The organism is Aestuariivirga sp. (assembly GCF_046294715.1).
Lineage (GTDB): Bacteria > Pseudomonadota > Alphaproteobacteria > Rhizobiales > Aestuariivirgaceae > Aestuariivirga.
The window spans coordinates 1-21,604 of the sequence record NZ_JBKBKI010000046.1; the positions used below are offsets into that span (position 1 = coordinate 1).

17 protein-coding genes and 1 pseudogene are annotated in these 21,604 nt (G+C 62.6%); 8 read left to right on the forward strand and 10 right to left on the reverse strand.

All coding sequences use genetic code 11. The features are described 5' to 3' along the window. The first annotated feature begins 404 nt into the window (after window positions 1-404). The gene (locus tag ACK4HL_RS19105) at window positions 405-737 is read left to right on the forward strand and encodes a hypothetical protein (protein ID WP_409763964.1); all 333 of its coding nucleotides are present in this window, start codon (window positions 405-407) and stop codon (window positions 735-737) included. Window positions 738-783: 46 nt separating this feature from the next. Here ACK4HL_RS19105 and ACK4HL_RS19110 read toward each other — a convergent pair whose 3' ends face one another. Beyond that, window positions 784-1,791, reverse strand: coding sequence for a glycosyltransferase family 2 protein (locus tag ACK4HL_RS19110; RefSeq protein ID WP_409763967.1), 1,008 nt, complete (start codon window positions 1,789-1,791; stop codon window positions 784-786). Window positions 1,792-1,960: 169 nt separating this feature from the next. On the opposite strand from ACK4HL_RS19110, the gene ACK4HL_RS19115 reads away from it, so the two are divergent. The 4 genes from ACK4HL_RS19115 to ACK4HL_RS19130 all read left to right on the forward strand — a co-directional run bounded on the left by ACK4HL_RS19115 (window position 1,961) and on the right by ACK4HL_RS19130 (window position 8,739). Next, complete coding sequence (locus tag ACK4HL_RS19115; protein ID WP_409763970.1) at window positions 1,961-5,287, forward strand: DUF6212 domain-containing protein; 3,327 nt, start codon at window positions 1,961-1,963, stop codon at window positions 5,285-5,287. Between the two features lie 79 nt (window positions 5,288-5,366). Next, window positions 5,367-5,825 (forward strand): hypothetical protein, encoded by a 459-nt coding sequence (locus tag ACK4HL_RS19120; protein ID WP_409763973.1) that lies wholly within the window; start codon window positions 5,367-5,369, stop codon window positions 5,823-5,825. Window positions 5,826-5,960: 135 nt separating this feature from the next. Further along, window positions 5,961-7,760: an IlvD/Edd family dehydratase gene (locus ACK4HL_RS19125; protein ID WP_409763976.1), complete on the forward strand. Its 1,800-nt coding sequence runs from the start codon at window positions 5,961-5,963 to the stop codon at window positions 7,758-7,760. 55 nt (window positions 7,761-7,815) lie between these two features. Further along, entirely contained in the window at window positions 7,816-8,739 is a 924-nt protein-coding gene (locus ACK4HL_RS19130) for an aldose epimerase family protein (RefSeq protein ID WP_409763979.1), read from the forward strand. An 860-nt stretch (window positions 8,740-9,599) separates the two neighbouring features. On the opposite strand, the gene ACK4HL_RS19135 is transcribed toward ACK4HL_RS19130, so the two are convergent. The 5 genes from ACK4HL_RS19135 to ACK4HL_RS19155 all read right to left on the reverse strand — a co-directional run bounded on the left by ACK4HL_RS19135 (window position 9,600) and on the right by ACK4HL_RS19155 (window position 16,685). After that, on the reverse strand, window positions 9,600-10,283 hold the full coding sequence (locus ACK4HL_RS19135; protein ID WP_409763982.1) for a hypothetical protein: 684 nt from the start codon (window positions 10,281-10,283) through the stop codon (window positions 9,600-9,602). Window positions 10,284-10,559: 276 nt separating this feature from the next. Continuing rightward, window positions 10,560-12,557: a BTAD domain-containing putative transcriptional regulator gene (locus tag ACK4HL_RS19140; protein WP_409763985.1), complete on the reverse strand. Its 1,998-nt coding sequence runs from the start codon at window positions 12,555-12,557 to the stop codon at window positions 10,560-10,562. Between the two features lie 544 nt (window positions 12,558-13,101). Further along, window positions 13,102-13,392, reverse strand: coding sequence for an HAD family hydrolase (locus ACK4HL_RS19145; RefSeq protein WP_409763988.1), 291 nt, complete (start codon window positions 13,390-13,392; stop codon window positions 13,102-13,104). 240 nt (window positions 13,393-13,632) lie between these two features. Next, window positions 13,633-14,154: a hypothetical protein gene (locus ACK4HL_RS19150; RefSeq protein ID WP_409763991.1), complete on the reverse strand. Its 522-nt coding sequence runs from the start codon at window positions 14,152-14,154 to the stop codon at window positions 13,633-13,635. A gap of 35 nt (window positions 14,155-14,189) precedes the next feature. Continuing rightward, on the reverse strand, window positions 14,190-16,685 hold the full coding sequence (locus tag ACK4HL_RS19155; RefSeq protein ID WP_409763994.1) for an arylsulfatase: 2,496 nt from the start codon (window positions 16,683-16,685) through the stop codon (window positions 14,190-14,192). Between the two features lie 83 nt (window positions 16,686-16,768). On the opposite strand from ACK4HL_RS19155, the gene ACK4HL_RS19160 reads away from it, so the two are divergent. Further along, window positions 16,769-17,800, forward strand: coding sequence for an AraC family transcriptional regulator ligand-binding domain-containing protein (locus ACK4HL_RS19160; RefSeq protein WP_409763997.1), 1,032 nt, complete (start codon window positions 16,769-16,771; stop codon window positions 17,798-17,800). Here the strand turns inward: ACK4HL_RS19160 and ACK4HL_RS19165 are convergent. Continuing rightward, window positions 17,784-18,065, reverse strand: a complete 282-nt coding sequence (locus tag ACK4HL_RS19165; RefSeq protein ID WP_409764000.1) for a hypothetical protein — start codon at window positions 18,063-18,065, stop codon at window positions 17,784-17,786. The two genes, ACK4HL_RS19160 and ACK4HL_RS19165, sit on opposite strands and share 17 nt — an antisense overlap. Window positions 18,066-18,327: 262 nt before the next feature. Between ACK4HL_RS19165 and ACK4HL_RS19170 the strand changes: the two genes are divergently transcribed. Both ACK4HL_RS19170 and ACK4HL_RS19175 read left to right on the forward strand, forming a co-directional pair. After that, complete coding sequence (locus ACK4HL_RS19170; protein WP_409764003.1) at window positions 18,328-18,666, forward strand: hypothetical protein; 339 nt, start codon at window positions 18,328-18,330, stop codon at window positions 18,664-18,666. 92 nt (window positions 18,667-18,758) lie between these two features. After that, window positions 18,759-20,642, forward strand: a complete 1,884-nt coding sequence (locus ACK4HL_RS19175) for a BTAD domain-containing putative transcriptional regulator (RefSeq protein WP_409764006.1) — start codon at window positions 18,759-18,761, stop codon at window positions 20,640-20,642. Here the strand turns inward: ACK4HL_RS19175 and ACK4HL_RS19180 are convergent. The 3 genes and pseudogenes from ACK4HL_RS19180 to ACK4HL_RS19190 all read right to left on the reverse strand — a co-directional run. Further along, complete coding sequence (locus ACK4HL_RS19180) at window positions 20,632-20,853, reverse strand: hypothetical protein (protein ID WP_409764009.1); 222 nt, start codon at window positions 20,851-20,853, stop codon at window positions 20,632-20,634. The two genes, ACK4HL_RS19175 and ACK4HL_RS19180, sit on opposite strands and share 11 nt — an antisense overlap. Before the next feature lie 26 nt (window positions 20,854-20,879). After that, complete coding sequence (locus ACK4HL_RS19185) at window positions 20,880-21,110, reverse strand: hypothetical protein (RefSeq protein WP_409764012.1); 231 nt, start codon at window positions 21,108-21,110, stop codon at window positions 20,880-20,882. Between the two features lie 225 nt (window positions 21,111-21,335). Beyond that, a pseudogene (locus ACK4HL_RS19190) lies at window positions 21,336-21,604 on the reverse strand (hypothetical protein); the annotation flags it as partial.

Genomic DNA, 21,604 nt, shown 5'->3' on the forward strand with positions numbered 1-21,604 from the left:
TCACCCGGCAGCAGCGCCAGCTTGTCGGCTTTTCCGTCACAAAGGCACGCCGCGCATCCACGCCGCGTCCCTCAGTGACCCGGCTTATATGACCCCTCAGGCCAAACTGTCAAGAAGGTCGGCGGAAAAACTTTCGCGAACTCACAACTCCTTGAAAGATCGCGCGAAACAGAAGCAGGCGTCGGTCGGGCCCCTTTTCGTCTCACCGACCAGGGCACCGCGCCGCGGGGCAGACGCCGCGGAGTTGCGAGTTCCCCGGTGAGTTGGAAGTCCACGACTTAACCAACTTCGAATCGATATTCGCGTGTCGCGATATTGTAAGCAGATTCACCTAACGGTTGGTTGCATTTGCACCTCATTAAGCGAAAATTAATCTTCTGTCAGAGTAACAAGGCGTGTGTAAGATGACAAAGTTGAAACATATTCTCACAACCGTGGCTTATGTATTTGGTGTAGGCACGGTGGCCGGTGCAACCTCCGCTGTCTTTGAGTCCGGAACCGCGTATGCCGCTTACTCTGAGCAGGAGGTCGAGCGGGCCTGCAGGAAGGCGCTGGAAGAAAACACCGTCGAAGCGCTGGAAGAGTTCTTCTACAAGTACCCCCCGAAGCTCTACCGCGATACGGCCTGCTACGCCCTCGCCCTCGACGCCGTCAGGGACAGGAGCCAGACCAGCAATCCCAAGGGCGGCGGCGCCGGCACGGGCGGGAACCAGGGCGGCGGCGGCTACGGCGGCTGAGGCCGCACTCTCCGCCGTGAACAACTGATGGAAACCGGCCGGCAGGTCACGCGGCCGGTTTCGATCGTGGCTTCGGCATTGCGTTTGGGACATTGCCGCCATCTTGGAATTCCTCGTAGTTCCGGCTGGTCCTCATCCAGCCGAGTTCGATCAGTTGCCTCGAGCCTTCGTAGCGCACGGAGCCCGGGTGGCGCAGATTGAGATTCGGGTTGCGTTTCAGCGTATCGATGTAGGTAACGCGCTCTTTGAGCCCTTTTTCCTGGACCCCGGCATTCTCCTCGAGGGACGCGGAAACGGCGTTGAAGAATCCCGGCAGGAACTTGAAGTGCAAAACCGCTGCGCGCAGCTCTGACAGCTTGGCTGCGTTCAGTGCATGCTGAGCGACCAGATAGCCTGTCCCCTTCGTCCACCTCACCAGCGGCACCTGAGTGATGCAGGGCGGACGCTGCCTCTTGTGCTCCGGCTGCCAGAATGCCCGCTCGCGAAATCGGCTGAACATGAGCCGCGGCGGGCATGCGCCATTGTTGTCCACCTCGTAACCGAGTTCCGGATCGAAATAGGGACAGGCCTGGATGAAGGACTGCCCTGATCTGTAGTCCGTCTCCAGAACCGCGCTGTCGCCGTAGCAATCGATGACGAGAGCCTCCAGCGCCGTGGCCCCGGTGCTGTCCATGTAGGCACACAGGTCGTGAAGTGTGCGCGATTCGCAGTGCGGATAGACAAACATCTCATCGGCATCGAGCGAGAGGCACCAATGGCCCTCGCAGAACGTCCGGCGCAGGGCATTGCTCCAGCGCGGAGGCTCCACGTTTTCCGCAAAGAACTTTCCGTCGCACGTGAAGAGGTGACAGTCAGGCTCACGGAGAAGCAGGTCCACTGTCCCGTCGGTCGAAAGATTGTCGATGAAGAAGAAGCGGTTCACCCCGATCGAGCGGTGATGCTCGAGGAGAAAGGGAAGCCTCAGCACCTCGTTCCGGACGCAGGCAAAAGCCACGATCTCATGAGGCCCCAGCTGGACGGGGCGGTTATCCAGCTTGCGAATGCTGAACGACATCGAGCTCGATTCTCCTTTGTTCCGCCGGCCTTGGAGCCCCGCCAGTTTCTGTCAACCAACCGGAAAACGCGTGCCCGCTGTTCACGATCTAAAAACGAAAAACGATTACAATTGGTTATTGTGAAACACGATCCTGAGCCTATTCCCGCTTGCAAGCCTGAGGAGCACCATGACTGAAGCCGCTAAAGCGCCCAACGCAACAGCGGGCCGGAATGTTGCCCAGCCGCGCAATCCCCTGAACCTCTGTTTGGTCACCTTCGCTTTGCCCGTGCACGGCGAAGCGTCCGAGGCGAGTCACCGCATCCTCTCCTTCGCACAGCAGATCGCCGCACAAGGGGATACGGTCACGCTTCTCTGGGTTCCCACCTTCGAGACCCTTGAAAGGATCGGCGAGGAGGGCACGGAACAGCTTGAAGCCTATTACCTCGACCACTTTCTTATCCGGCTCCGCGTTCTCAAGGGGCACCCGGACCTATCCCCCTTGCTTTACACGCCCGAGAAGAGGTCGGCTGCCGTCTACTATCACCTGAGGGAGACACCGTACGACGCTGTTTACTTCGCCCTCGAGGGTGGCTGCGGTTACTATTCCCTTATCGCCAGCGAACTCTCCCTGTTCGAGCCTCGCCCGCAACTCTATGTCGTCGCATCGGCTCCCAGGGAATGGAAGGCGGAGGCGGGCCGCGTCTTCCTGAAGGACCTCGAGGAGGTGACCGAGGCCTACATGGAGAAGTACTGCGCGGCACAGGCGGACGCTCTCATCTGTGGCGGGACGCATCTTCCGGGCTGGATGAGGAAACAGGGATGGAAGCTTGCCGAGGACATCACCGTGATCCCTCCGCAGGCTCCCGCCGAATGGCGCCCGCGCGTGCCCCCTGCCGCACGGGAGTCGGCCCAGCCTTGCCGCGAGATCGTCTTCCTGGGGAGCGGCGCGTTCGAGGATGGGCTGACCCTGCTGTGCGACGCGCTCGACGAGCTCGCCCGCATGACCGATCATCGCCCCACGATCACCTTTCTCGGCCGCTTCGGCCAGATTTTGGGTGAGCATACGGGCGGTCTGCTCATCCGGCGTGCGCGATCATGGCCCTTCGAGCTGAAGCTCCTCCCGGGCTTTTCGATGCAGGAGGCTTGCGAATATCTCCAGCAACGCGGGGCTCTGCTCGTTGCACCCTATCTCTCGGCGGACACCCCGCTCCTGCTTGCCGCATGCCTGGATGGAGGCATCCGATTCCTGTCTTCCGCGGTGGGCGGGATTCCAGAGATGCTCGAGGAGCAAAGCCGCAGGGCCGTCCTGCTGGAACCGAAGCCGAAGGCCTTCGCGGCGGGAATGGCAAGGGCGCTGAAGGAGCCTGCTTCCTGCCCGTCTCCGCGTGCGGCTCACGCGCGGGGAAGGCAGATCCTGAGAGACCATCTCTCAGGCGTGGCGGAGCGGCTGCGAACCCGGGGCGAGCCGCTGATGGAGAGGAGCCCGCCCGAGCAGCCAAGGGTCTCCATCATCATGGTTCACCATGACCGGCCGCAATATCTCACGCAGGCCATCGATGCGGTAAAGGCACAGGACTATCGGAACTTCGAGCTGATCCTCGTGGATGACGGGAGCGAACGCACCGATTCGCATGCGCTTTTGGATGAGCTGGCCCCGGACTTCGCGGCGCGCGGCTGGCAGATCCTCCGGGAGGAGAACCGCTACCTCGGTGCCGCGCGCAACACCGGCGTCAGGGCCTCTCGCGGCGAATTCATCCTCTTCGTCGATGACGACAACGCGCTATTCCCGCACGCGGTGAGCACCTATGTGAAGGCGATCACCGCTTCGCAGTCCGACATCTGCACGTCCTTTCAGCGCCTCTTCTACGAACCGTTCATCCCGCATGATGCGCGTCTCGGCTACGTGCAGTACTTCCCGCCCGGGGGTTCGCTGGACCTCGGCTTCCTGCACGATTCCTTCGGAGACGCCAACGCGATGATCCGCAGGACGGTTTTCGACCGCATCGGCTATCAGCTGGAGGATTATGGCTATACCGCGCAGGACTGGGAATTCTTCACCCGTGCCGTGCTGGCGGGGCTTAAGCTGCGGGTCATCCCCGAACCGCTCTACTGGTATCGTTCCAGCACCAGCGGCATGTACCGGAACTCGCACTGGTACGACAACCGGCTGCCGATCCTTGCCGCGTTCCGCAGGCACGGCTTTGCGGGGCTGGAGCATGTCTACCATCTCGCGCTCTCGACATTCGTCGGCAAGACGGAAACGCAGATGCTGCGGGAGAACCTCCGCTACAGCCCGTCGGACGAACTCCACCTTCAGCTTGCCACCCTCGACCCCAATGCGCAGGAGGCGCTGGAATTGCTGGCGGAGATCGCCGCGCGCGAGGGGCGGGGCAGCACGGCCATTACCCTGCTGGGCCGCGCCCGCGCGGGAAATCTCCAGCGGAAGCTCGAAAGCGCGTTCTTGCCGCCTTCTCCGGCGGAAAGGGCGCTCGCCGAACTCGGCGCGGAGTTCACGGCGGATGCTCCGCTCGCTCTCGACCAGCTCAAGCGTTTCTCGGTCAGCGCCGGACCGGGCCGCGCCGCTCCCGAGGCCTACATCGAGAAGCCGGATCGCCTGTACGTTCCGGCGAGCCACGGAACGGCGACGGTGGCCGTGCTTGCCGCGGGTTGCCCCGCCGGAACAAGCCTCGTCTCCGCCAAGGTCGCGCTCGATCAGGCGATGGCGGTGCCCACCGAATTCATGATTCTCTTGGCGCCGCCTCATCTCGATCCCGTCATGGCGGTCCGGCAGGCACCGGAGAGCGCTGGCGAGGGCTGCAGTGGCTGGTGCCGTGTCAGCTATTCCTACGAGGAAAGAACGATCGAAGCCTTCCTGTCCCTGCCGGCGGCAGCACCGATGAACCTGGTGCTCGCCGTTCGCAATGCGGGCGGAGGTGAAGCGATATCGACGCTGGGCCGCTTCGGCAGCATCACGCTTCGCCGCTCACTGGGCGATCCCCACGCCAGCCGTCCCCGCGTCGGTGCCCCGCCCCTGCGGCAGAGGGCGAGGCTGTGGACCGACGAGGAGCGCAAGTCCGCGGTGCTGACCACCCCCTACGAGTCAGAGCTGCCCCTGCTGATGTTCCCGTCCTACGCCGATGGCTTGTTCCTGCGGCCGAGCCGTGAAGGCGTGGTGGCGGTCCAGTTGCCGTGGGCCTTTCCGGCCTTCGCGAGAAAGGCTCTTGCCTCGGTCGAAATCACGCATGCCGATGCTTCTCCCTTCGCGTTCGCCATCGGGCTGTCCCGGCCCATGGACAAGGTGACGTGGAAGGGCGACGTGCCCCATGGTCTCGTTGCCTTCTCGGGTTGGCATGTCGTTAAGGATAAATTCAAATTGCATGAGATCCCCGTCGAGATGAGGGAAGTGGTGAAGTCGGCCCTGCACGTCAGCCTGGCCATTCGCCTGCCGAAGGGATCGAGCCCAACGCCCGCGCATTCCTTCTTCCGCAAGCTCGTGCTGGTCTGGGAAACCTGACCCTTAAACTTATCCCGATTCTTCAAACGTGAATGCAATCTTTTACATCCATCCTCCTGCCATCACAGGAGGTTTCGTCATGAAGCTGTTCTCCACAATTCTCGCATCTCTGGCGCTGTCGGCGGCGCTGCTCTTGGCTTCGCTCGGCGCCGCCGAGGCCTCGCTCGCGCGCAAGCAGAAGGTCGTAAACATCTCCGGCGACAGGGGCGGCGTGGTCATCACCTATGCGCTCAAGGTTCTGAAGGCCAAGGAGAACGAGAGGTTCGTGCGCGTCTCGGGAAGCTGCGCTTCCGCCTGCACGCTCTATCTCTCGATGCCGAAGGAGCGCATCTGCATCACCCGCAACGCGTCCTTCAAGTTCCACCTGCCCTACGGCGCGTCGCGCAAGGGCAACCAGGTGGCAGCCCAGTATCTCATGCGCAATTATCCGGGCTGGGTGCGGAGCTGGATTTCCAGCAACGGCGGGCTCTCCCCCAACCTGAAGACCATGCCCTACTCCTATGCGAGCCGGTTCCTCGCCACCTGCGCCCAAGCCTGACAGCCATTCGCCCCCCTGGACTTGTCCCGCCGCCGGGCCCTCCGGCGGCGGCTTTCATTTCGGGGAACGCCTTCACGTCCGGGTAGACGCTCCCGCCCGCCGGTCCTATAAGTATGACAAATCGGAGGACCCGCAATGGCAAACACCCCCAAACCGCTGAAGTACCGCTCGCAGGCCTGGTTCGACAATCCCGCCAACGCCGACATGACGGCGCTCTATCTCGAGCGCTACCTCAACTACGGCTTCACCCGCTCCGAACTCCAGGGCGGCAAGCCGATCATCGGCATCGCCCAGACCGGCTCCGATCTCTCGCCCTGCAACCGGGCCCACGTCGATCTCGTGAAGCGCGTGCGCGACGGCATCTACGAGGCGGGCGGCATCCCGATGGAATTTCCGGTCCACCCCATCCAGGAGACGGGCAAGCGCCCCACCGCCTCGCTTGACCGCAACCTCTCCTATCTCTCTCTCGTCGAGGTTCTCTACGGCTATCCGATCGACGGCGTGGTGCTGACGATCGGCTGCGACAAGACCACGCCGGCCTGCCTGATGGCCGCGGCCACGGTGGACATCCCGGCGATCTGCCTCTCCTCCGGTCCCATGCTGAACGGCTGGTACAAGGGCCAGCGCACGGGCTCCGGCACCATCGTGTGGATGGCGCGCGAGAAGCTGGCCACGGGCGAACTCGATTACGAGGGCTTCGTCGAACTCGTCGCCACCTCCGCCCCCTCGACCGGCTTCTGCAACACCATGGGAACGGCGACGACCATGAACTCGCTCGCCGAGGCGCTCGGCATGTCGCTCCCGGGCAATGCGGCGATCCCCGCCCCCTACCGCGAGCGCGGCCAGATGGCCTATGCCACGGGCCGCCGCATCGTCGACATGGTGAAGGAAGACTTGACGCCCTCCAAAATCATGACGCGCAAGGCCTTCGAGAACGCCATCGCCGTCAACACCGCGATCGGCGGATCGACCAACGCGCCCAATCACCTCAACGCCATCGCCGCCCATCTCGGCATCGAGCTCACCGTGGCCGACTGGGAGAAGCACGGCTACGACCTGCCGCTCCTCGTCAACCTGCAGCCCGCCGGCGAATATCTGGGCGAAGACTATCACCGCGCCGGCGGCGTTCCCGCCGTGGTGGCCGAGCTCATCTCCGCTGGCCGCATCCACCAGGACTGCGTCACCGCGAACGGCAAGACGATCGGCGAGAACTGCAAGGGCAAGTTCTCCTGGGACCGTTCGGTGATCCGCGCCTTCAAGGAGCCGATGAAGGAGCATGCGGGCTTCAAGCGGCTTTCCGGCAACCTCTTCGACAACGCCATCATGAAGACCAGCGTGATCTCGGAGGAATTCAGGAGCCGCTACCTCTCCAACCCGAAGGACCCCAACGCCTTCGAGGCCAAGGCCATCGTCTTCGACGGGCCGGAGGATTACCACGCCTCGATCGACGATCCGAAGCTCGGCGTCGACGAGAACACCATCCTCTTCATCCGCGGCGTCGGGCCCTTGGGCTATCCGGGTGCGGCGGAAGTCGTGAACATGCGCGCGCCGAACTACCTCCTCGAGAAGGGGGTGCGTTCGCTGCCCTGTGTGGGTGACGGCCGCCAGTCCGGCACCTCGGGCTCGCCCTCGATCCTCAACGCCTCGCCGGAAGCAGCCGCCGGCGGCGGCCTCGCCATCCTGAAGAACGGCGACCGCGTCCGGATCGACCTCAACAAGGGCACCTGCGACATGCTGGTGCCCGAGGAAGAACTGAAGCGCCGCCGCGAGGAGCTTGAGAAGGCCGGCGGCTACAAGGTGCCCCCGAGCCAGACGCCCTGGCAGGAGATCTTCCGCAAGGAAGTGGGCCAGCTGGCGGAGGGCATGGTGCTGAAGGGCGCCACGAAGTTCCAGCGCGTGGCCAAGACCATGGGCCTGCCCCGCGACAACCACTAGACTGCCGCTCTTCCCCTCCCCCTCATGGGGAGGGGTTCTCGTACGGAGGCCTGACATGCTGGAACTCCACTCCGAATCCATCCGCGCAACCTTCACGACGCTCGGCGCCCGCCTCGTCTCCCTCGACTTCGCCGGCGCCGACGTCGTCATGGGCGGCGGCACCGACGCGGACATCCTGGCCGGCGACTGGACGACGGGCGCGGTGGCGGGCCGCATCGCCGGCCGCATCACCCATTCCCGGATCGTCATCGATGGCGCCGAGTTTCCGCTGGCGAAGAATTTCGGCGAGCACCAGCTCCACGGCGGCCCCGACAACTTCTCGATCCGCCACTGGAACGTTCAGCCCACGGAGAATGCGCTCCGCTTCTCGCTCCACTCTCCCGACGGCGACCAGGGCTATCCCGGCGCGCTGGATGTCACCGCCACCTACACCCTGAACGGCAGCACGCTCTCGCTCGACTTCGAGGCGCGCACCACGAAGCCCACCGTCGTCAACCTCACCAACCACGCCTACTGGAACATGTCCGGCGGCGAGACGGGCGCCTTCGGCCAGCACATGCGGATCATGGGCTCGCGCTATCTCCCCCTGAGCGCCGAACTTCTCCCCTCGGGCGAGATGCGCGACGTGGCGGGCACCCGCTACGACTTCCGTGAGCTCCGCGAGGTGGGCGGCGTCTACGACAATTGCTGGGTGCTCGACGGCCCGCGCGGGCAGTTGAAGCACGGCCTCACCCTGAGGGACCCTGCCTCGGGCCGCACCATGGAGGTGTGGACCACGGAAGCCGGCATGCAGATGTACACCGCCGAGCACTGGGACGGCGTCTTTCCCGGCAAGCGCGGCCCGCTCCAAAAGTATGGCGCGATCGCCATCGAGCCGCAGAACCTCCCCGACGCGCCCTCGCACCCGAACTTCCCCAGCGCCCTCCTCCGCCCCGGCGACGTCTACCGCCACCGCATCGAGTGGCGCTTCTCCACATGAAGAAACGTCCTGCGCAAGCTTGACCCGCGCATTCATTTTTCAGAACCCAACTGTGGAGAATGCCCCTCCCTAGCCCGACGAGCGCGCGCTGTCAAGGATTATATTCCGCGCACCCCTCCCCCTCGTGGGGAGCAAGAACGAATTGAACGGGAGGTCTAGCTGGCTGATCCACAAGGCCCTCTCGCAGGGACCATTGGGTACGTTCCGGTGCATGCAGTACATGAGTAGCTTAGGAGCATCATATTCCTAAACTGAGGGTCAGGTTCGAATCCTGTCGGGACGCTAAACACTTATAGTCCCGTGGCATTTGAGGTTTGGCTGTTGGCGTCCGAACGGCGTCCAGTTGAACGGAGATTCATTTTTGCCGTCTCGAGCTCCATTCAGATTTGGGACCATTGGTAGCTGTAGGTGCCACATCATCCAACTCAGTCGATGCACCGCGGGTCAAGACTGATTTCGGCCCCTGATCCGGATTTCATCGCGTGTGACCGCGACCTCGGAGAGCAGGCGAGCATAGGCCGGGCGATGCAACCTCGGTGGGGATTGGGGAGGGAGGTTCTTGAGCGCCATACCAACTAATCTGGCAACCCGGCGAGGCGATAGCCCCGGAGCAGAGTGCTCATTAAGCTGGGGTCCTGACAGACAGAATCCTTGAGCCACTCAGTGGTCGTCCAAGCAGGGTATTCCAAAAGGAAAGCTTTTGCTCCTCACCTAGCCTCATCTAGATGACCAGCCAGTGCAAGGGCCGAGGCGAGGGTACGACGCGCCACCGAGTGCCGGATTTCAGGCCGATCGAGTGTCCTTACTGCTGCAACGTAGTGGTCGATGTAGATCTGCGCTTCGCCAAGATTCCAAAAATATCAATTGGGTGCTTCCGGGTTGAGTCGGAAGGCTCTCAGTATCAGATCCAAACCTTCATCCGGTTTTCCGATACGCAGCTTGTAGTCAGAGAAAGCCGCCCAGGCATCGGCGTCGTTGGCGTTCAGTCGAATAGCCACGTCAAATTCACGCCCGGCCTCCTCCCAGGCTTGATCAAACATCAGGATATTCGTCAAGTTGGCATGAGCAGTTGAGTCATTTGGGTCGAATTCGACCGCAAGCCTCGCATGCTTTAGTGCCTTAGGAAGATGCTCACTCTTTGGTGCCCCCAAGTGGAGCCAAAGGAACAAGTGAACCAGCGACAATTCGCAGTGGACCTCTGCATAATGTGGATCAAGCTCCAGTGCGCGTTCGAAGTTGGCGCGGGCACTCTCCGCCGCCTCCTTCGAGCGCATGAAGACGTTCCGCGAGCGCACGCACAGGTCATAAGCCTCGAGGCTTGGAGTGCGATACCGCGAGAGTACAGGCTCACCTGCAAGCTTGGTGGAGATGGCCTGTACGACACGGCGCGAAATCTCGTCCTGGACAGCGAAACTGTCCGCAAACTCCCGATCAAAACGCTCCGCGAAAACATGTGAACCGCTTTGGTGTGCGGCAATGAGCTGTATGTTGATTCGCAATCGACTGCCCGCCATTCGAGCGCTACCCTCGAGGACGTAGCTCACGCCGAGATCGCGCGCAATCTGACGAACGTTGATTTGTTCTTGTATACGAAGGTTAAGTTGCGAGCTATCACAAGAAGGCCGGGAACATTCGAAAGATCTGTGATTATGTCTTCCGTCAAATTAGCAATCATACTTGTGACCAACTCGAACCTAATCTCCGGGCTGAATCTGACCTTGCACACCAGCTCCTGCGGCAGCGCTCAAAGCTTGCCTTAGAGCATCTGCATCACCTATCATCGCCCTTAGCGCCTCCTCGATTTTTTTCATCACCCTCCTTCACTCCGGTAATCCCGCTTGGCGGAATGCACTCATCCAGAACTCCGCGTCCGCAGCATTCCTGAACGGCTGGGCGTCTACCCATGCGCCGATGCGCCAGTGAGGGCTGGTGGCAAGAAAGAGCGTTGCCTCCGCCCGAGCTTCCTTGTCTCGGCCAAGAAGAGCGAGCGCGGCAGCAAGCATACGGCGTGAAGCGCTGCGGTAGGTTTCCTCGCGGCGGAGCGTGGCTACGGCGTTTTCGTACTGGCCGCAAGCGACCTGCGCCGTTCCCGTGATCCAGAAATACCATCCCGGCGGGCGCGGGTTGAGCCTGAGGGCATGAGCGGCAGCCGACACGGCCTCTTGCGGCCTGCCGTTCATGACATGGAAATATGCGAGATCGGCAAACGCATGGGCATTGTTCGGGCCGAGCCGGACGGCAGCCTCGTATTCCTGCTCCGCCTCGGCCCACCGGTGATCATAGAGCAGCATGTAACCCAACGTGCAACGCGCGGTCGAGTCACCGGGATCGATCTCCACAGCCCGCCGGGCCAGTGCCAAGGCATTGCGATGGTTCGGCTCTTGGGCGTCGCCCCAGACCAGCCAACTGAAAATGAGAGCATTCGCCAGCTGCCAGTGGGCCTCGCAGTAATACGGATCCAGCGAGATGGCGCGCTCGAGCAGCGAACGTGACTGATCGTTAGCCGCTTTGGAAATGTACCACTGGTTCCTCGATCGCACGCAGAGGTCATAGGCCTCGAGGTTTGCCGGGCGATAGCGCTCGAAAACCGCGATTCCAGCGAGCTTGCCGCAAATCGCGTCCACCACGCGACGGGCGATTTCATCTTGAACCGCGAATATATCCGTCAACTCGCGGTCGAAGCGCTCTGCCCAAACATGTTGGCCGCCTTCGGCTGCGGAGCTCAATTGCACATTGATTCGCAGCCGGGTTTCAGAACGTCTCGCGCTGCCTTCCAGTATGTACTTGACTCCGAGGTCATGGGCGATCTGGCGCACGTCGGTTGGTTTTCCCTTGTACGCCAACGTAGAATTTCGGGCGATGACGAAAAGTCCGGATGCATTGGAGAGGTCAGTGATGATGTCCTCGGTCAGCCCGTCTGTGAAAAACTCCTGCGCCGGCTCGCCGCTGATGTTGGTGAAGGGCAGCACCGCAATGCTGTCTTTCGTTGACGTTTCCATCACCTGGGACCGAACTGTCTGGCCCAGACTTGCGAGCGTGTTCAAGTAGAGCGGATCGGCACTGACATTCTCGGCGGTGCGGGCGGATGTGCCGATAGCTCCGCCACCCCTGCCGACGCGCTCCCTGAGTTCCTGTGTTTCCTTCGCCGGCTCGATGTTCAGCTCACGGCTGAGGAGGTCTCGGCATTTCTCATACTGTTTGAGCGCCAGCGCATTCTCGCCGACATCGCAGTAGGCCTGAATGAGGATGCGCTGCGAGGATTCACGCAGGGGGTCCAGTGCCACGAGGTGCTGGGCGGCGGCGACCCTGGCTTGCCCGGTTTCCAGTTCGGCAAGCCTTTCAAACAGCCGCAGCCTCGCAACTCCGAAACTTGTTCGTTCGGCGGCAAGCCATTCCTTGAAACCCTCCTCATGAATGACGAGGTCAGCCAGCAGATCACCGCTGCACCGGGCGGCGGATGCGCGCAAGCCTGCGACGTCATTCGACCGAGTGTTGGCAACCACATCGAGAACATCCACCGCGGCAGCTGCCAACTGCAGCTTCAGGGCCTCATCCTGGCTGCGGACCAGTTCACTTCCGTCCGGCCCCAGTTCCTTTCTGAGAACCGCGAGGGACTGCCGAAGGCTGTTTCGTGCCTGTTCTTCGCCACGATCACCCCAAAGGAGACCGGCGAGGCGTTCTCTGGTCACGGACTGGCCGGGTGACAGGGCAAGAATCGCAAGCAGTGCCCGGTTCTTCTTGCTCGTGATGGCAACGGCGCGACCTCCCGGGGCCGACAGCGCGAATTCGCTAAGCAAAGACAGTCTGAAGCCAGCCAAGGCTTCCTCCTATCGCCGCTTTTTTTGCGGTGCAGCGTTCATTTTTGATGCGTCCTTACGCCGATTTAACGCCCGTCTATCCCTGCAACTTACGCCGCCCACGTAGCCTAACCTCATCAAACAACGACCGAGGAGAGGACAACGGCAATGTCAACTAGCGTATCACTGGTTTCAGAAAGTTCCCACACTATGACGACCCCCCGGCGTCCGACCCTGATAGAGATCGCAGACCGGCTTTGGGCAATACTAGCCCCTCAGTTGGGCTCCGGAAATAGCACTGACGAGGCCATCGACACTCTCCGCAATCCGTCAGCAAGTCCCGATATGTGCGACTGGGCCGAACGTTACCTCTGTGGAGTGGAAGACGCGAATGCCGTGCGTTACTGCGAGGGTCGTCTGTGGCAGTCGTAACGCAATGGTGGCGGACGCCGCGAACAATCCCTGCGCTTTGGGATCCCAACCAGGTCGCTGTCGATAATTATGATTACAGATTAAAAATTATCTGAATAGCCCAGTTATCAGTTCTATCCCGCACGGTACGCCATTAATTCAAATGCTTTAAGGCCGATCTTGCCGCATTTAGTCTTGGTGGACGTACCGGGGCTCTTATCGGTTGTCTCCAGTACGCTGGCGATTTCCAATCGGCGAAGCCGATGTCGGCCTGGGTGAGAGCGGGGGCGTCATTGACGTCGTCACCCACCATGCCGACGCGCAGGCCCTGGAACTGACGCTCCTTGATCTTGACGGCCATCTGGCCCGGCAGCACGTCGGCCATCACCACGTCGAGGCCGAGGTCCTTGCCGATGCGAGCGGCGGTTCTGGCATTGTCGCCCATGAGCATCACCATTTTCAAACCGCGCGCGCAGCGCCTCGATGGCTGCTCCGGGAAGTGGGGCGGACGGCAGCGGCGATGAGGCCCATAAGCCTGCCGGATCTTGCCACGTGGAAGACGGTGCGGCCGGCAGGCTCCCCAGGCATCAACCGTCTTACCCGCTGACAGACACCCTCACCCCTCCCTCTCCCCCACATGCGTGGGGCGAGGGGGAAAGAAGGTGGCCCATCTCATCATCGCCCCTTAGTAGATGACCGCGCGCCGGAACGACCTTCGCGCGACGCCTGCATAGGATACGGGGGTCAGCGGCATGCCGATGATGTCGATGAAGACGGAAACGTCAGCACCGCTCTCCGGCATCTCGCCCTGGATGATCTTGACGGTGTAGGACAGGTTCCCGTCCTTCAGCTCCGGCTTCTCCAGCGTCGCCACCACCTGCCGCATGGTGCCGTCCTCGAGGATCGAGATGTCGGCGTTGGGCGGGTCCTTCAGGAAGCTGTCCTTGCCCTCGCTCCAGAACGGCACGAAACGGGTCGTCTTCATGTTGCCCGCCACGCGCTCGGGGCGGTCGGCGAACATCACCGTCATTGAGCTGACGTCCACCAGCGTCAGCGTGCTGCTGGCCTTGTCGAACGTCATGCCTTTCGCCGTCTGGACGAAGAGGAAGTCGGCCTCCTTGGCCTCTTCGGCGGCCGCTGCGGCGGCCTGAAGCACTGGGGCGGCAAGCAGTGCCGACATCAGAAGCGAACGTCTGGGAAGTTTCATGGTCATCTTGCGCATCTCCAAGTCAGTTTGGGCAATCAGTCTTTGCTCTTCATGGCGGCTTCCAGCCTGGCCCTGTCGGCCTCGCTGAGCTCGGGGCGGTCCAGCTTCACCGTCAGCTTGTTGAGCTTGGAGGTGAGCGGAAACGGCGGCTGGTAATCGGCATCGTTCACGCCGGTCAGCGTGTCGGAGCCCACGTCGAAACTCTCGTCCCACTGCAGGATCATCGGCAGGGTCTTGGGCATCTTCTTGGTGTCGACCACCTGGCCATCGACGCTCAGCGTGCCGGTGCCGGAGCCGCCGACGCCCGAGAAGTCGTTGAAGGCGAGCGTGCCGGCACCGAGCCCGTCATAGACGAAGTCGAAGGTGATCGTGTGCTTGCCGGGGGTCAGCACGTCCTTGCCTTCCCACTTGAGGCGCTCGAGGTCCACCATGTTCCACAGCCACACGGGCTTGCCGTTGAGGATATAGAAGCCATAGCCCGCGAAGCGCCCGCCGGAAGTGAGGATCATGCCGTCGCCTCCCGTGGCCGGCACCTCGATCTCCGCCGTGACGGTGTAGGAGGTGTTGAGCAGCAGCGGTGAATCGCCCTGCGGCAGGCCCACCATGGGATGTGTGTAGACGAACTCGCTCCGCCCCGCCGTGAGATTGGGCCTGGGCGCCACGATGCGCGCTGCAACCGAGGCGTCGAGTGGCAGAACGTTGTACTTCCGGGCTTCGGCGTAGAAGACCTTCTTCAGCTCCTCCACCTTCCCGGGGTTCTGTGCCGCGAGATCCCTGGTCTGCGAATAGTCTTCATTGAGGTTATAGAGTTCCCAGGTCACATTGTTGAGCGGGTCCGGATTGGCGGGGCCGAAGGCTTCCCACGGCGCCCGGATCACCTTGGTGCTCAGGAGCCAGCCATCGTGATAGAGGGCATGGTCGCCCATCATCTCGAAATACTGGGTGGTGTGCCGGGTCGGCGCAGTGGCGTTGGCGGCATCGAAGGTATATGCGAAGCTCGTCCCTTCGATCGGCGCCTGCTTGATGCCGTCCACCATCTCGGGCGCGGGAACGCCGGCGACTTCAAGGATTGTCGGCACCACGTCGATCACATGGGCGAACTGGCTGCGGAGGCCCCCCGCGTCCTTGATACCGGCCGGCCAGGAAACGGCCATGCCCTGGCGCACGCCGCCCAGATGCGAGGCGATCTGCTTGAACCAGCTGAAGGGCGTGTCGAATGCCCAGGACCAGCCGGCGGACATGTGGTTGTAGGTCTTCTCCGTGCCCCACACGTCGTAGAACTTCATCTGTACCTCGACGGGCAGCATGTTGAGGCCGTTGAAGAAGGCGACCTCGTTGGGCGTGCCGAGAGGGCCTCCCTCGGCACTCGTGCCATTGTCGCCGTTGATGTAGATGATGAGCGTGTTGTCGAGCTTGCCCATGTCCTCGACCGCCTGGATGACGCGGCCGATCGAATCGTCGGTATAGGCCACATAGGCGGCGAAGACCTCGGCCTGGCGGATGAAGAGCTTCTTCTCATCGTCGGTCGCTTCATCCCATGGCTTCAGGATGTCTTTGGGCCAGGGGCCGAGCTCTGTGTTCTGCGGCACGACGCCGAGCTTCTTCTGGTTGGCGAGGATCGTCTCGCGCAGCTTCTCCCAGCCGTCGTCGAAGAGATGCATGGCGTGGATCTTGTCCACCCACTCCTGGGTGGGATGATGCGGCGCATGCACGCCGCCCGGCACGAAATGCAGGAAGAAGGGCTTGTCAGGCTGGATCTGGTTCAGCCGGTTCAGATAGTCGATGGCGTCGTCCGCCATGCCGGTGATGAGGTTCCAGCCGGGCTTGCCTTGGAAGGGATAGATCTGCGTGGTGTTGCGGAACAGGTTGGGCTGCCACTGGTTGGCGTCGCCGCCGATGAAGCCATAGAAATACTCGAAGCCCATGCCGATGGGCCATCGGGTGAAGGGGCCCGCCTGGCTCGCCTCGAAGGCCGGCACATTGTGGTCCTTGCCGAACCAGGATGTGGCATAGCCATTGTCCATCAGGATGCGGCCGATGGTGGCCTTGTCGGCCCCGATGATGCTGTTGTAGCCCGGAAAGCCCGTCGACTGCTCGGAAATCACGCCGAAGCCCGCCGAATGGTGGTTGCGTCCGGTGATCAGTGCCGCGCGGGTGGGCGAGCAGAGGGCCGTCGAATGCATCTGCGTGTAGCGCAAGCCGCTCGCCGCCACCCGGTCCAGCGCCGGGGTGGGGATCACGCCGCCGAAGGTGGAGGGCACGCCATAGCCTGAATCATCCGTCATGATGAGCAGGATGTTGGGCGCCCCCTTGGGCGGCACGATGCGCGGCGCCCACCACGGCTTGGACTGGAGCGCATTGTCGTTGATCGTGCCGCCAAAGGCAGGCGCCGGCGACGGCAGCTGACTGCCATCAATGGTTGTCGTGGCGCTTGGCTGTCCAAGCTCGCCGGTGACCTGCTGGGCCGCGGCCGGTTGCAGCCAGAGACCCGCCCCCGCAAGGGCAATAAGCAGCATTCGCCTGACACGCATCGGCACCCTCCCGCCTCGGTTGTGATATGCTCTTTACATTTGGTGCATATGTCGTGTTTGCTTTCTGACGACAGACTCCACACATGACATCGGCCCTTGGTCATATCCCGCAACGAGTCGGCCCACTTGCCGGACTGCCCGCACTCGTCTCCGATCTGGGAGGAAAGGTGGACGAGGTCTTCGCGGGCTCGGGACTGGCGCCCCAGGAGCTCGTGGCCGACCGCTATATCTCCATGGCGCTGTTCGTCGCACTTCTGGAACGCGCCGCCGCAGCGACGCGCCGGCCCGACTTCGCGCTTCAGCTCGGCCTCAGGCAGAGCCCGTCGTCCTTGGGCCCGGTCGGCAGGCTGATGACCCTTGCGCCCACGCTCGGCGAAGCGCTGAGCGATTTCGTCAGTTTCCAGATCAGCAACTCGCGCGGCGCCGCTGTCTATCTCCACCGCATGGGAGACGACTTCGCGTTCGGAATCGGCATTTACGGCCACGCCTTCCAGCTGTCGAGCCTTCCCTATGATCTCTCGATCGCCGTCGGCTGCAGCCTCATCCGGCATCTGACCCGGGGCCAGATCGCACCGCTCGAAATCATGCTGATCCGGCGCGGGCCGAAGGATCCGGCACCTTACCATCGTCTGGCGCCCTGTCCCGTGCGCTTCGACCAGGCCCAGTGCTGCATCATGCTGTCGAGGCAGCAGCTCGCTTACCGGCTCCCCTCCGCCGATCCCGCTCAGCGGGGCCTGTTGCTCGGTCAGCTGAACGAGGCCCTGTCGCGCGCGCCCTGGGGCATGTCGGGACGGGTGAGGCATGCCCTCAGGCCCGCGCTGCTGCAGGGCCGGGACTCGCTCGGCGAAGTTGCCCGCGCGCTCGGCTTCCACCCGCGCAGCCTCGAGCGCCATCTCAAGGATGAGGGTGCGAGTTTCTATGTGCTGAAGGATGAAGTCCGCTTCGTCCTCGCCAAGGAACTCCTCGCGCTGACGCGCCTGCCCGTCGGCGAGATCGGCGCTTCGTTAAGCTACGGCTCGCACAGCAGCTTCGTCCACGCCTTCCAGCGCTGGGCGGCGACGACGCCCACCAAGTGGCGGCAGGACTTTGCTTCGCGGTCTAGTGCCCCAGCATGATGTCGCGCGCCTTGCCTGCGGCGATCCTGAAGGTGACGGTGAGGAGTTCGTCGCCGACTTTCGTGCGCGCCGTGTAGGTGCCGGGTGTGAGCAGCAGATTGGCGCTGAGGCCCGTTTCGCGCGCAACGGCACGGGCACCGGCATCGGCGACGTCCCACGTCACCTCGGCCGCGGCCGATCCGACGAAGGACAGCCGCGCGAGGCCGGCCTTGTGGGTGATGGCGAGCGTACTCACGCGGCCCGGCTTCACCTCGACATCGGCCACGGCCAGGGCATTGCCGGCCGAAGTGCGGCTCTCGACGCGGTAGCGGCCCGTGCCTCGTGGTGACGGTCAACAAAGTAAACGGGGAAACTATCCCCGGTCCGTTCTCGTCCCTCGACAAGAGGTATTCAGGGATGAAGCTCTTCGACGTTGTCGAGCATCTGGCGGCCACTCATCGGGGAATGGTCGAGGTGACACCGGCTCGTCCAATGACGCGCGATCCCGAATCACGAGACCCCGTCGCGCTTCCCCTACCTCCTTTTCCATGAAGATGAAGCTCCTGAAAGACGGCTGTGTGCGCCGGGATAGCTACTCCGTACGCGACTCCAAGCTCATGCATGCGTCCCGACAGTCAGTCGAGTTCGATGGGCTTTCCTCGCTCAAGATCATTTGCCATCGAAGTCGGACATTCCCGCCTTGGCAAGTCACCGCTCCTCGCCGGCATACACTGGCGAACCAGGGCCTCGACGAACTCGCTGGAGGCAAAGTCGAGCCGGTCAGTGCCTTTGTAGGCAGGAAACCACGCGGCCTGGATCTGCCGCCGCTGTCCTCGACGCCTCAGCTAGATCCTGTCGAGGCCGAGGCGGCGGGGGACAGCCAGTGAACGCTTCGCGTGTGGAGCCAGGTGTCGCGCAAGTCACACTGTATGGTCCCGGGTGTCCAGTCCGATGTAAGCTAAAATGGGAGAGTAGAGTAATGACGCGGCTTGTGCTGAAGCTGCTCGGCGACTTCGCGGCCACGAACGAGACTGGCGATACGCGGGAGGTATCCAGTCGCAAAGGGCGTTGCTTGATCGCTTTCTTGGTAATGAGTCCCCGAGGCGTGACCCGGGAGCGTCTGGCATCCCTGTTGTGGAGCGAGAGCGCCGATCCGCAGGCGCGGAGCAGTCTGCGCCAGACGCTCGCGGTTCTCAGGAAGGAAATTCGGGAGGGTGTGCTCATCGGCGACGATGAGCGCGTCGCGCTGCAGGACGTGGAAAGTGACGTGCAGGAGTTCGAACGGCTGGCGGCATCGGGGAGCGCTGACGATCTGCGAGCGGCGGTAAAACTCTGGAGGGGTGACTTTCTGGCCGACGCGGGCATCTCCGATCCCTCATTTAGCGAATGGCTGGAAAGCACGCGCAGCCGGCTGGCCGAGCTCTTTCAGAATGTGATTTCCCGGCTCCTGCCGCTTGAGGCAGGGGCGGCTCGGGTGGCATTGGCGCAACGCCTCGTCAGCCTCGACCCCTTCCGGGAAACCTCACATCTCGCCTTGATGCAGGCCCATGCCGAAGCGGGCGAGCGCGCTCAGGCGCTCGCCGCCTATCGCGAAGTGAGGGACCTTCTGGAGAGGGAACTAGGTGTCGCGCCGGGCCGCGCCATCGAAGAATTTCGAGCGGGGCTGATGAGCCAAGAGAAGGGACGGGCTTCTTCCACAGCCGGTTCCGCAGTCAAGCCGTCGGTGCTCGTCCTTCCCTTTGCCAATCTCTCCGGCGATCCGTCCCGCCAATATCTCAGCGAAGGAATCACGGAGGACCTGATAAGCTTGCTCGGCCGGTACAGCGAAGTGAACGTGGTGACTCGCAATGCTTTGTCCCTTCAGGTGTCCTCTGCCGATGGCGAGAAGGTGGCTCGCTCCCTTGGCGCCGACTTTCTGGTGAAGGGGGCCGCCAGAGCCGCACCGACGGGGCTTGTCGTCTCCTGCCAGCTTGTGGAAGGCAGTTCGGGCAAGGTCGTGTGGAGCGAGCGCTATGAGCGGCAAGCGGCAGACATCTTCGCAGTGGTGGACGAGGTGGCTGTCCGCATCGTGACGGCGCTCGGAAGCCGGCTGGTGAGTTCAGGCGCCAGTCTGGCCGGCCGCAAACCGACCGAGATCTGGTCGGCATACGATTATTTCCTCAAGGGCCGCGAACTGTGCAACGCGGGCAAGGAATGGGAGGCCGAAGCCTTCTTCTCGAAGGCCGTGGGCCTGGACGCGCGTTTCGCGCTGGCTCATGCCTGGAGGGCGCTCAGCCTCCTAGGCCAGTTCTGGCGGCAAGGAGACATGCAGTGCCTCGACGACGCCCGCGCCAGTGCCGAGGAGGCATTGCGCCAGGACGCCAACGAACCGATGAGCCACTATGCTGCGGGGACGGTGTTCAACTATCTGCTGCAATACGAGCGTTCCGAAGATCATTTCCGGCGCGCTATTGCCCTCAACCCCCTCGACGTGAACATACGGGGTGACTATGCAAGCCTCCTGCTCTGCCAGGGAAGGTATGCCGAAGCGCTGGAGACAGTCGATGCGGTGCTGGCACGCGACCCCTATCCGCCGACCTGGATGCGCTTCGTGCGCGGCAAGGTCCTGTTCTTCATGGGCGATTTTGTGGCCTCCATCCGGGCGCTGGAAAGCGCCCATTGGAACTATCGTTCTCACGTCTACCTCGCCGCTGCGCAGGCGCATCTCGGTCACATCGAGCAGGCGCGCCGCCACGTGGAGGCGATGCATGCGATCCACCCCACGGTCACGGCAAGAGAGATTCGGATCACCTCGGGGATCGTCGACCCCGGCATGCTTGCCACCCTGATCGCGGGATTGCACCTGGGCGGGTTTAGAGCGTGACATCCTGTGGAAGCACGCCCAGAAGAACACCGAGGATGAGGCCAGCGGCTGCGGTGATCACGAGTCTGCCCCAGAAGCGGCGGTGGCCCGGGATTGCTGGTTCCGCGTCGCGCAGCCGCGCTTCCGACGGACAGTGGCTACCTGCCGTAAACGGGGCCAGATAGGCGGAGCTGTAGAGGTCGAAAATGATGTTCCTGGATTGACGGGTCATGGCGGACTCCTCCGGCTGGCGGGGATCTAGAACCGGCGCAGGGCGGCCAGAATGATAGCTCGCCGGGTGTCACGCGGGTGGTCATGAAGATCGGGAAGTCCTACGTCCTTCAGCAGATAGGCCGGCAGGGTTTCGAGATGCTCGATTTCCCGGGCCATGCGCCGGCGGATCAGCCAGGACCGAACCTGCCGTGAGAGGGACGAGTGGTGGGTTTTTTCCGGTGGAACAACCGCCGTGTTGGTGTCGAATTCCTTCATCGGTACCTCCTCACTGATTGGAGGACCGTAAACTGCTCACCTGCGAACAGCCGTGAGGCGTCTGTGAGCCTCGTGCAATTTTCGCTGTGAGCGGCGAAAATCGGTCGAGCCTGGCCCTCCGAGGCTTGGCTGACGAAACGCTCGCTCACCCCGGACGGGCCGTATGAAGCCGATACTCCGGAAGCACTTCTGCGCCATTGGACGCTGGGGTTCTTCAGGATGCGCCTAGCAAAACCAGAGATTTATCTGCGCCAGCCAGATGGTCCCGCTTTGATGGTTGAGGATCTTGTCTGCGACTTGGGGGGCGACGCCCAGCCCGGCCATGCCGGTGGCGACCGTTCGCCGGAGATCGTGCAGCACCCAGCCCGTCAAACCTGAGGCCTCGTCCAGGAGTCTCTTCATTCTGCTGAAGTCCTGGAAAGCCGTGCCTGTGATTGACCCAAAGACAAACTCCTGGCCCTGCATTCGCTGGGGCAGAAGCGCCCGCATGTGCG

What these genes read in the sequence shown, in the direction of transcription:
- ACK4HL_RS19105 (WP_409763964.1), top strand. Translation starts at nt 405, where the DNA reads ATGACAAAGTTGAAACATATTCTCACAACCGTGGCTTATGTATTTGGT.
- ACK4HL_RS19110 (WP_409763967.1), bottom strand. Translation starts at nt 1,791, where the DNA reads ATGTCGTTCAGCATTCGCAAGCTGGATAACCGCCCCGTCCAGCTGGGG.
- ACK4HL_RS19115 (WP_409763970.1), top strand. Translation starts at nt 1,961, where the DNA reads ATGACTGAAGCCGCTAAAGCGCCCAACGCAACAGCGGGCCGGAATGTT.
- ACK4HL_RS19120 (WP_409763973.1), top strand. Translation starts at nt 5,367, where the DNA reads ATGAAGCTGTTCTCCACAATTCTCGCATCTCTGGCGCTGTCGGCGGCG.
- ACK4HL_RS19125 (WP_409763976.1), top strand. Translation starts at nt 5,961, where the DNA reads ATGGCAAACACCCCCAAACCGCTGAAGTACCGCTCGCAGGCCTGGTTC.
- ACK4HL_RS19130 (WP_409763979.1), top strand. Translation starts at nt 7,816, where the DNA reads ATGCTGGAACTCCACTCCGAATCCATCCGCGCAACCTTCACGACGCTC.
- ACK4HL_RS19145 (WP_409763988.1), bottom strand. Translation starts at nt 13,392, where the DNA reads ATGGGCGACAATGCCAGAACCGCCGCTCGCATCGGCAAGGACCTCGGC.
- ACK4HL_RS19150 (WP_409763991.1), bottom strand. Translation starts at nt 14,154, where the DNA reads ATGAAACTTCCCAGACGTTCGCTTCTGATGTCGGCACTGCTTGCCGCC.
- ACK4HL_RS19155 (WP_409763994.1), bottom strand. Translation starts at nt 16,685, where the DNA reads ATGCGTGTCAGGCGAATGCTGCTTATTGCCCTTGCGGGGGCGGGTCTC.
- ACK4HL_RS19160 (WP_409763997.1), top strand. Translation starts at nt 16,769, where the DNA reads ATGACATCGGCCCTTGGTCATATCCCGCAACGAGTCGGCCCACTTGCC.
- ACK4HL_RS19170 (WP_409764003.1), top strand. Translation starts at nt 18,328, where the DNA reads ATGAAGATGAAGCTCCTGAAAGACGGCTGTGTGCGCCGGGATAGCTAC.
- ACK4HL_RS19175 (WP_409764006.1), top strand. Translation starts at nt 18,759, where the DNA reads ATGACGCGGCTTGTGCTGAAGCTGCTCGGCGACTTCGCGGCCACGAAC.
- ACK4HL_RS19180 (WP_409764009.1), bottom strand. Translation starts at nt 20,853, where the DNA reads ATGACCCGTCAATCCAGGAACATCATTTTCGACCTCTACAGCTCCGCC.
- ACK4HL_RS19185 (WP_409764012.1), bottom strand. Translation starts at nt 21,110, where the DNA reads ATGAAGGAATTCGACACCAACACGGCGGTTGTTCCACCGGAAAAAACC.